Here is a 10073-nt window from a genome sequence, read left to right as displayed (position 1 = left end):
CCGGTACGCGCCGCTGCGCGTACCGGCCCCCTGCCTGCTCCAGGCCCCCGCCCCTCGTCGTCGGGACGGGGGCCTCTGCCTACGGTGCGGACCACCGGTCCCCCGCGGGAGGAACCGCCCCCGGCCGCCCCCACGACGGAGCCGGGGCCGGTGTCCCGCTCCCTCCCGGAGGAGGGCGTCTACTTGCCGACGTCGCGTCCCGTCCTGTTCCAGATGCACAGCACGGAGGGGCGCGGGAAGTCACCGTCGGGCCAGGTGCTGGTGGGCTCCGCGAAGGAGCCCCCGTCACCCGGGTGCTGGGGCGCGAGGAACACCGTCTTGTTGTCCTCGGAGATGAGGGGCCCGCAGGCCTCCGCACCGACCGGGACCGTGGCGAAGGTCCTCAGCTCACCCCGGAAGCGGCCCTCGACGGGGACGACGTGCAGGGCGTCGTTGATGCCCAGTGCACCGGGCTGGCCGTCCGTGGAGATCCACAGGTTGCCGTCCTTGTCGAAGGTCAGGTTGTCGGGGGCCGAGATCGGCATGACCTTCGACTTGTCGAAGCCCGCGTAGTAGGTGTCCTCGTCCTCGGGGTCGCCGCAGACGATGGGCACGTTCCAGGCGAACTCCGTCGCGCCGGCGTCGTCGCCCGACTCCACGATCTCCAGGATGTGGCCGTGCCTGTTGGGGCCGCGCGGGTTGGGCTCGTCGGCCTGGCCGGGCTCGCGGGCGGAGTTGTTGGTCAGCGCGCAGTAGACCTTGCCGGTGACCGGGCTCGGCTCGAAGTCCTCGGGCCGGTCCATCTTGGTGGCGCCCGCGGTGTCGGCGGCCAGGCGTGTGCGGATGAGGACCTCGGCGACGCTGAACCCGTCCACGAAGCTCTCGGTGTCGGTGCACAGGGGGATCCACTCGCCGCTGCCGTCGAACTCGCCGTCCTCGGGCAGCGACCCGGAGCCGTCGAACTCCTCGGCCGGGCTGTTGCCGGACAGGCGGGCCACGTACAGGGTCCCGGTGTCGAGCAGGGTGAGGTTGTGGCGGCGCGAGCCCTCGACGTACTTCTTCGCGCTGACGAACTTGTACATGTAGTCGAAGCGCTCGTCGTCGCCCATGTACGCGGCCACGCGGCCGTCGTCGGTGAGGCGGACGGTGGCGCCCTCGTGCTTGAAGCGGCCGAGCATGGTGCGCTTGCACGGCTCCGCCCCGGGGTCGAGGGGGTCGATCTCCACGATGTAACCGAAGCGGTTGGCCTCGTTGGGGTGCTTGGCCAGGTCGAAGCGCTCGTCGACCCGGTCCCAGCGGCGGCTGGAGTTGCCGGTGCCAATGCCGTAGCGGGCGTACTCGGCTTCGGCGGGGGCGTTGCCGAAGTACTGGTTGAAGTTCTCCTCGGCGCTGAGGAAGGTACCCCAGGGGGTCATCCCGCCCGCGCAGTTGTTGAGCATGCCCTTGACCAGGGTGCCGTCCGGGTCGCCCTGGGTCCTGAGCAGTTCGTGTCCGGCGGCGGGGCCGGTCAGGCGCATCGGGGTCGTGGCCGTGAGGCGCCGGTTGAAGGCGCGCTCCCCGTCGGACAGGCGCCACTCCCCGGTACGGCCCTGGCGCTTCAGTTCCACGATGGACCCGCCGTGGGCGGCCATGGCGATCCTGATGTGCTCCTCGTCGGCCGACGCACCGTTCGTGTACCCGGGGAACATCAGGTTTTCGTTGGTGTACTCGTGGTTGACCCACAGCAGGCCGTTGTCGTCGTCGAGCTGGTGGAAGCCCACGTAGTCGCAGTTGTAGCCGAACTGCTGCTCCTGGGCCTGCGCCGTCTGGGCGTTGAGGTCGAACTCCGGGGCGCCGGGCAGGACGGGGTCGCCCCAGCGGATGATGACGTGCTGCTCGTAGCCGCGGGGGATGGTGACCTTGTCGTCGGTGTTGGGCTGGACGCTCGTGAAGGTCGGCCGGGGCGCGGGGTGGGGGCGCCCGGGCCCGCGGTCGGCGGCGGCGGTGCCGATCGCGGAGAGCCCGAGGGCGGAGACACCCGCGCCGACGGCTCCGGCGCGCAGTGCGCTGCGGCGCGAGAGGGCCTTCTGGAAGATGTCGCCGAAGTAGGCGTTGTCACTGGTGTTGGGTGCGGGGTGGAAGCAGGCGTCGCCACAGCGCAGGGCGCATGTCGCGCGGGAGCGACCGCCCCCTACCTGGCCGAGCAACGGCAGTGGGCGACGTCGGGGCGCGGATTCGGGCACACCTACTCCTTGGGGATCATGGCTGCTCCCGCGCGCTTGGTCCATCGCGGGGTCGGACCGGGGCACGCGGGTCGTCCTCGTCCGGCGGGGTTCCGGCCGGACGCTTCTGACCTTGGCCGATGTTCCACTCGCACAGGTGAAACCGAGGTGAACGCCCTCACAACTCCGTCGCATTCCTGGCCGTTCATGCTCCGCGACCGCCTGGGCACCCACCGTCGACGTGTGCCGCGATCCTCACACACCGGACGCCCCGTGGTCCAAGAGCCACGCCCGGTCACCCCCGCGTGTGGACCGGTCCCCTTCCCCGTCCGCGGGCGCCCACACCTCGCGCAGGTCGGGGCCCCAGGTCCGGCGCGCACCGCCTCGGGGCCGTGCGCGCCGGAGTGGGGCAGCGGGTCACAGCAGGAAGAGGGCGAGCACCTGGATCGCGGCGAAGGCGGCGACGCCCTCGACGGCCGTCGCCACGGTGAGGGTGCGGTAGGCCGTTGCCACCGGGATGCGGCTGAGCTGGGAGACCACCCAGAAGTAGGAGTCGTTGGCGTGCGAGACGACCATCGCGCCCGCGCCGACGGCGAGCACGGTCAGGACCATGCCCTCGGGGGAGGCGAGCCCGAGCGAGGCGAGCATCGGCGCGATCAGCGCGGAGGTGCTCACGATCGACACGGTGGAGGAGCCCTGGGCGGTCTTGAGCGCGGCGGCGATCAGGAACGGCACGGCCAGTCCGATGCCGAGCCCGGCCAGGTTCTCGGACAGGAAGCCGGTCAGCGGCGAGGCCGCCAGCACGGCGCCGAAGGAGGCGCCCGCACCGGTGATGAGCAGGATCGGGGCGGCGACGCGCACCGCCTCGTGCACCTGCTCGTTGAACCGGGCGGTCCTGCCCGGGCCGCGCAGCAGCGTCGTCGCGGCCATCAGGCCGATGATGAGCGCGATGACGGGGGTGCCCAGGAACGCGACGATCCCGAAGGCCGTCCCCTCACCGATCGGGCGGCCGGGGAGGTTGGCGACCGAGGAGGCGCAGATGAGCAGCAGCGGCAGCAGGATCGGCAGGAACGCGGCGAAGGCGTTGGGCAGCCGGCCGTAGCTCGCGCGCAGCTCCTCATAGGTCTGCGTGGAGATGTCGTCGTCGCTCTCGGCCGGAAGCGGGGTGAACTCCCGGCGGGAGAACAGGGTCGCGTAGCCCAGGCCGGCCAGCGCGGCCACGGCGGAGACGGGCAGCCCCAGGGCGATGACCATGCCCAGGTTGTCGGCGATGCCGATGTTCTGCGCGGCGGCGAGGGGCCCCGGGGTCGGCGGCACGAGCGTGTGGGTCGCGTACAGGCCGGTCATCAGCGCGATCGCGGTGGCCAGCGAGGAGACGCCGGTGCGCAGGGTGATCGCCTTGCGCAGCGAGTTGAGGACCACGTACCCGGAGTCGCAGAACACGGGGATCGACACGATGTAGCCGATCAGCGTCATCGTCAGGTTCGGGAACCGGGTGCCGATCAACCGGATCAGCGCCTCGGCCATGGAGATGGCGGCGCCGGAGCGCTCCAGGATCACACCGATCATGGTGCCGAAGAGGATGACCAGGCCGATGTTGCCCAGGGTGCTTCCGAACGCCGTCGTCACGGTGGTGACGATCTCGGTGAGCGGAATGCGGAAGGCGAAGGCGCCGAGGATGGCGGCGCCCATGAGCGCGAGGAAGGGGTGGATCTTCCAGCGCGCCGTGGCGAGCACGATGCCCGCCACGAGGACGATGAGGACGAGGAGCGCGGTCACGGGCGGATTTCCTTAGGTATGTACGGTGAGGGGGTGTTTTGGAGAAGGCTGTCAGGTCGGTGAGCGGCCGTCCAGGCCGGTTCCCGGGGGCTCACTGGGACACGCCCTCGTTCGTCACAGCGCTTCCCTCTCCCCCGGCGTAGACCTCCCGCGCGGACAAACCCCTCTCCGGAGGGGCTTTCTACGCTGCCGCCCCGTCCCCGGTCTACGCTGGCACCATGACCACCCATGATTTCGAGACCAGCTTGCCCATGTCCCCTGAGCAGGAGGCCCGGTTCCGCGAGGACCACGGACTGTCCGAGGGCGAGGACCTGGGTCCGCATGTGGCCCGGGAAGCGCAGACCCGGTTGCGTAAGGCCGGGCTGTTCGGCGGGGGCGTGGTGTACGTGGAGCCGCAGGACTGACGCAACGCTCTTTGACGCACGAACGGTAGGTGCCGCACCTGGGCGGCCCTGAGAAGGGCTGACCTCCTGCTCCCGGGTCGCTCCGGTGGCAGGCCTGGTGGTGGCCGGTTTCAGCCAATCCGGTGACGTGCCCACCACGGCGGGTTACTGTCCGTGGTGGGCCACTGGGCCCGATGGAACAGCCACCACCTCCCGAAGCGAGGCCGCGTGACCATCACCCCCGAACGGCCGACAACCGCCCCCGGCATGATCTGGCTCGACCTCACCCGCGCCTGCCAGCTACCCATTGACCGGACTACCGAACGACACGCCAAGTCAACGAGGGACGCCATTCGGGATCGCGCGCTGCTGGCCCTGGCCGTCAGCAACGGCGCGCGTGCCGGGGAACAGCTCGGCATGCACGTTCCGGACGTCAACTGGGACGACCAACAAGTACGCGTCTGCCGAAGGCGCATCGCGTCGGTCCACAAGGTGCGCCCGTGGTGGTCGGCCACGACGGTGGCCTTCATCGTGTTCTGCTTCTTCTTGCCCGAGACGAACGCCCGCAGGCCGCCCCGTCCCGCGCGTGGCCGCCGGACTTGGATCTCGGTGGCGTCCAGCCGCAGTTCCACACCCTCGGCGTGGGCGTAGGCGAAGACGTCTTCCAAGGTGCGCAGACGCACCCCCGGGCGGTTCGGGACCGCGTATCCACGCTCGGCCAGCAGGGTGCGGATCTGGCCGACGGCGCGGGTGATGGTGCAGCGGTCCACCCCGAACAGCAGGCCCAGGACCGCGTGCGGCAGGTCATGGCGCAGGTGGATCAGAGTGGCCACCAGGCGGCCGACGAAGACCAGGCGGTGCCGGGCACCCGCCCCAGCTGCCCGTTTCCTCGACCCGCCCCGGACCTGGTTCCTGTGGTCTTCCACGGCCACTTCCCAGGGGTGGGCCAGTTCCTCGACGAGCGCGGCCAGGTGGTGACGGGAGATACCGGTGAACCAGGGGTGGGCCAGGACCGCGCGGTTGAGCTTGATCGCCACAGCCAGAGCATGTCACGACTCTTCAGCGGACTTCACCCGCTATCACGCACCAACTCGTAACACCACTGACCACCCATCGGGACGATTCTCCGAACGCCGTCCCGAGCTGGACGGCCCTCTCCCCACAGAATCAACCGCAGCAAGGAGCCCCGTGCCTCCCATGACATCTTGGGCGTCGCAGACGTTCCACGACGTCTACCTCGCAGTGCTCTCCGCCATCACCGAAGGTCCCGAGTCCTCCACTTCCTCGCGGGGCAACGACAGGGCGGTCTGCCAAGAACGACAATTCCACAAATTAAGCCTTAGCGAGCAGAACCACCATTACCATCACAGGACCCCCGGAGGCAATATTTCACCAGAAGAATAAACGCATCCCCACCAGGAGATTTCCCCAGAAACTGCAGATCAAAGGAATCTTCACCATGTCCACCACCGGCCAAAACATGGACACCCAGGAGCAGTTACTGAAACCATTATCACCCCAGCCAATTTAGGGATGATAGATGAAATCAAGGTTAATTCTTCTCGTCGTTTTGGTGCTTGGCCTCGGCTTGTTGGGGACTGCCCCTGCGGCCTCCCAGGAGCTTCCTCAGGACGTCGATACCTCACCGGCCCTCGACGCCTGCATCCAAGAAGCCCAGGAAAGAGAGCTCGAATCTTGGTTATGCCTAGGAGGACGTCTCAGCACGCCCGACGGGTCGGGCATCACTCCCGACGACACTGAAGAGCCAGGGGCTGCTGCAGAGACGATCGAGCAGGACGAGGTCCTCGTTTCTCCTCCCGCCGATATCAGATCTGCTGCGGACGACTACGACTCCTGGTGTGAGAGCGGGTCAATCTGCCACCGTCGCGTCACCGCTTACGTGGATGAGACCAAGGGCAACGCCGCCTTCGGTGACCCCACTGCGGTTCACGGGCACTTCGACGTGGTGATCCGCACCCAGATGAACGGCCGCAGCCCACGTTGGAATACCACCTTCATCTGGGAGGCCGGCCCCCTCCTGTCGTTCAACGAGACACGGGTACAGTGCCGTGAACAAGTACCCCTGTGGCCCGACTCGGACTGCGGAATGTTCATGGTGGACATGGAAATCGGCCAGTTTGAGCTCTTCGAGGGCGCGGCGAACTACCGGAGGAACTTCGGCCCCATCCGCAGCAACCGCTTGGACGACGCGAGTCTGTACCATGCCAACGTGGAGGCATACGTGTGGCCTCAGGGCCTAGGTCCCATGGGGATGCCTACGCTGACCTCACGGACATTCGAATGCCCGACAGGATCCGGGAACTGTTTCTGGTCACCAACGTAAAGAAAGGCCTCCCGGCTCTCCGGGGGGCCTTTTCTCTACGAAGAGGGGTAATATTCATGGGAAAGAAATCATGGTCAGACTACCCGGTCTTTCCGACCCCACCAGAGGGAGGAGAAAAACACAACCCCGAGGGCCATCGATGGGTCGAAGTACCCCAGACCGGATGGCACGCCCTTGCCATCTGGCTCATCGGCCCTGAACATGTGAACCGCTGCTTGGACCTGCGCCCACCCGAACCAGTAGAGGTCGTGTGCGAAGAGCATGGACAGCGCACCACTTGGTGGGAGGAACGAACCTGTGGCGACCGTTCAGCCGTGGAATCCGGAATTCATGAATACCTCACCGGCGCGCGAGTTCCATCTCAACCATGTGGATACCGTTGGTTCGTCGAGCTTCCCGAAGGAGTGGAGAGCGAGGACCGCTTGTTTTCCCGCTTCACAGAACACCTATCGAAACATCCGGTGGATCTGATGCCAGTTCAAGAACGCGATGTCATGAGAGAGGTGGCAGACATCATGTACAAATAGGATCTGAGCTTTTCCGATCCGCTCTCGCGGCAAACGAGCAAGGTGGGCCCAATACTCACGCCCACCCACTGCCGACAGCACCCTGCATCTGCTCGATGCGTGGGACAAGGTCCACTGAGTACAGCTCATCAACCGCCACACCGAAGCCGAGGAGGAACTCGTCTACTGACGCAAGCTCACCAAGAAAGCAGATGCGTCCGGCGTGAAGGTGTTCTCCGACGCGGACTTCGAGCTTGTGCTTTTGGGGAGGTTGCGGCCACCGTGTCGTTTTCGAAGGAAGAACTGGCCCGGCTGCGGGCCAGGTTCCTGGAGCTGATGGCCCAGACCGGCAACGTCACAGACCTAGCCCGCTCCCTTGGTATCAACCGCAACACCGCGTTCGGATGGGCACGCAAAGCCGGACTACGCTCCCAACGACGGCAACGCCCCCACCCGGCCCGCAACGAGTACCACCGCCTGCGTAAGAGCGCTGTGCCTCGCCGCGAGGCCGCCCGGCGGGTCGGGATCAACGAGCGCACCGCCAAAGACTGGGACCGCGGGGTACGCAAGTCCGGCAACTCAAGGATCTATGCCGATGGCCGCCGGGTGAACTACTCCACCGGGCAGACCACCATAGAGTCCATGACCAGCCCGCAACCGGTGATGGACGCGCTCGAAAAGCAGGTGCACCCACGCTTTTTGACCCTGCCCGAGAGGGAACGAATCACGGACCTTCACCGGGCGGGATGGAGCCTGCGAGCGATCGGCCGCGATCTGGGGCGACCTGCGTCCACGATCAAGCGTGAACTCGACCACCACCGCGACACCGACGGCTCCTACGGTGCCTACAGGGCCCAGCGCCGGGCCCTCGCACAGCGGGCGCGTCCCAAACCGGCCAAACTCGCCTGCCCCGGCCCCTTGCGCGACTACGTCGCCCAGGGGTTGGAGGAACAATGGTCCCCCGAACAGATCAGCAACCGCATCGTTGAGGACCATCCTGATGACCAGGACATGCGTGTGAGCCACGAGACGATCTACCAGGCGCTCTACGTCCAGGCCCGTGGCGGGCTCAAACGCGAGGTCGCCGCCGCTTTGCGCACCGGCCGCATCCGACGCAAGCCCCGCCGCTCACCTGAACGACGACAGAGCCGGTTCACCGACCCGATGGTGATGATCAGCGAGCGCCCCGCCGAGATCGAGGACCGTGCTGTTCCCGGGCACTGGGAGGGCGATTTGATCACGGGTGCGTACAACAAGTCCGCGATCATCACCCTGGTCGAGCGCTCCACCCGGTACGTGATGCTGGGGCACCTGCCCGGCGAGCACACCGCCGAGGCGGTCGGGGGTGTGCTGAGCGAGCTGATCGGGTCGCTGCCCGAGCATCTGCGGGGGGCGCTGACCTGGGACCAGGGCAGCGAGATGGCTGGCCACAGGACGTTCTCCGTTGCTACGGGGGTGCCGGTGTTCTTCTGCGACCCCGCCTCGCCTTGGCAGCGCGGGTCGAACGAGAACACCAACGGGCTGCTGCGCCAGTACTTCCCCAAGGGCACCGATCTGTCGGTGCACGACCCGCTGGACCTGGAGCACGTGGCTCAGAAACTGAACGGTCGGCCACGCAAGACGCTCGGCTGGAAGACTCCAGCCGAGCGTCTGCATACACTCGTGTGATCAACGAGGTGTTGCGAAGACCCCTTGAATCCGCCCACCTGGCGGGGTCCGGTTCGTTTACTCTGCGACGAGGGTCCCCAGCAGGGCTCCCCATGCGCCTGGGGCGAAGTCGAGGTGCCCCAGATCCCGGTTCTGGGTGTCGCGGACCAGGACTTTCTCGCCCTCGGCCACCTCCACGCAGTTACCGCCGCCACCATCGCTGTAGCTGGACTTGTGCCAGTCGTTCATGCGGCCAGCTGCTCCTTAATCTGACTGATCAGCTCAAGCGTGGACCGCGTTGAAAGCGCCTCGCTCTGCATAGCACTGAACAGGTCGTGGGCTCCCTCGACGGTCTCCTGAGACTCTACGATCTCACCCCCCATGGCGTGCTCCAGGTAGAGGGCCATCCTTCGGGGGGCCAGGCTCACCAGTCGAAAGGGAGCGCACAACCCGGGAGCTCCCTCAAGGGGGATCGCTTGGAATCGGATCGTACCGGTGTTGATGAGCTTGGTTACCCAGTCCAGTTGTTCTGTCAGAACTTCGGAAGACCCGACGGGACGGCGAAGCACGACGTCGTCCACCACGAACCAGAGCTTCACGGAGCGTTCTTTGAGGGCATCGAGTCTCACCACTCGCGCCCGCACGATCTCATCCACTTGATCATCGCTGGATTCAGGTGTTCGCGCTGTGACCAGGGCACGAGCATAGGCAGTGGTCTGTAGCAAGCCTGGGAAAATGATCGACTGGTATTCCCTGATTTGGGTGGCTCTGCGTTCCAGCGATAGAGCGCTCCGAAGTTGTTCGGGGACCGTGCCTTCGAGGCGGGTGTCCTTCCAGAAGCTGAGCAGATCGCCGTTTGTTGCAAAGAGCGCCTCCAGTTTGTCCACGTGTTGGCGCTTTGCAACCCGCGTAGCGCGTTCGATGCTGCCGACCATGGAGCCGGTGACCCCGAGCCTCGCCCCCACTTCAGCAAGGGATAACCCCTGTTCCACGCGGAGTTTTCGAACAGTCTTGCCGAAGGGCACCCACTTCTTCTGAACTTCCTGAGACATGACCACATTTAACAACAGAGTGCAACTCTTGGCCACCGAAAGCCCCATGGAAAAACAGTTTCACTGTTGCCATAGCGCCCTGGCCTGGGACTGTGCATAGTCGTTCTTGGTCGCTCCTCCCTTCGGGGGATACGGGGCAGGGGCGGCCACCTTGGACACAAAAGAGCCCCGGTGGTCGCGGA

General features: G+C 66.4%; 9 protein-coding genes. 4 read left to right on the top strand and 5 right to left on the bottom strand.

The genetic code is table 11. The annotated features are described in order from the left end of the window. Positions 1–179: 179 nt before the first annotated feature. Positions 180–2201: a PhoX family protein gene (locus ACFWTE_RS23775; protein WP_378782079.1), complete on the bottom strand. Its 2022-nt coding sequence runs from the start codon at positions 2199–2201 to the stop codon at positions 180–182. 396 nt (positions 2202–2597) lie between these two features. Then, positions 2598–3959, bottom strand: coding sequence for a GntP family permease (locus tag ACFWTE_RS23770; RefSeq protein WP_378782078.1), 1362 nt, complete (start codon positions 3957–3959; stop codon positions 2598–2600). Positions 3960–4177: 218 nt separating this feature from the next. Here ACFWTE_RS23770 and ACFWTE_RS23765 point away from each other — a divergent pair, with 218 nt between their 5' ends. After that, positions 4178–4363, top strand: coding sequence for a hypothetical protein (locus ACFWTE_RS23765; RefSeq protein WP_378782077.1), 186 nt, complete (start codon positions 4178–4180; stop codon positions 4361–4363). A gap of 110 nt (positions 4364–4473) precedes the next feature. Here ACFWTE_RS23765 and ACFWTE_RS23760 read toward each other — a convergent pair whose 3' ends face one another. After that, on the bottom strand, positions 4474–5379 hold the full coding sequence (locus ACFWTE_RS23760; protein WP_378782076.1) for a transposase family protein: 906 nt from the start codon (positions 5377–5379) through the stop codon (positions 4474–4476). A 503-nt stretch (positions 5380–5882) separates the two neighbouring features. On the opposite strand from ACFWTE_RS23760, the gene ACFWTE_RS23755 reads away from it, so the two are divergent. The 3 genes from ACFWTE_RS23755 (at position 5883) to ACFWTE_RS23745 (ending at position 8860) form a co-directional block, all read left to right on the top strand. Continuing rightward, positions 5883–6686, top strand: a complete 804-nt coding sequence (locus ACFWTE_RS23755) for a hypothetical protein (protein ID WP_378782075.1) — start codon at positions 5883–5885, stop codon at positions 6684–6686. Then, positions 6644–7213, top strand: coding sequence for a DUF5956 family protein (locus ACFWTE_RS23750; RefSeq protein ID WP_378782074.1), 570 nt, complete (start codon positions 6644–6646; stop codon positions 7211–7213). Before ACFWTE_RS23755 ends, ACFWTE_RS23750 begins: the two co-directional genes overlap by 43 nt. A 471-nt stretch (positions 7214–7684) precedes the next feature. Continuing rightward, positions 7685–8860, top strand: coding sequence for an IS30 family transposase (locus ACFWTE_RS23745; RefSeq protein ID WP_378782080.1), 1176 nt, complete (start codon positions 7685–7687; stop codon positions 8858–8860). Between the two features lie 57 nt (positions 8861–8917). Here ACFWTE_RS23745 and ACFWTE_RS23740 read toward each other — a convergent pair whose 3' ends face one another. After that, positions 8918–9088 carry a DUF397 domain-containing protein gene (locus ACFWTE_RS23740; RefSeq protein ID WP_378782073.1) on the bottom strand — a complete coding sequence of 57 codons (171 nt, stop codon included), beginning with the start codon at positions 9086–9088 and terminating at the stop codon, positions 8918–8920. Beyond that, positions 9085–9891, bottom strand: coding sequence for a helix-turn-helix transcriptional regulator (locus ACFWTE_RS23735; protein ID WP_378782072.1), 807 nt, complete (start codon positions 9889–9891; stop codon positions 9085–9087). The genes ACFWTE_RS23740 and ACFWTE_RS23735 overlap by 4 nt, the downstream gene beginning before the upstream one ends. Positions 9892–10073 lie beyond the last annotated feature (182 nt).

The sequence above is a fragment of the Nocardiopsis sp. NPDC058631 genome, from assembly GCF_042716955.1.
Taxonomy (GTDB): domain Bacteria; phylum Actinomycetota; class Actinomycetes; order Streptosporangiales; family Streptosporangiaceae; genus Nocardiopsis.
This window is presented reverse-complemented; position numbering and strand designations above follow the sequence as displayed.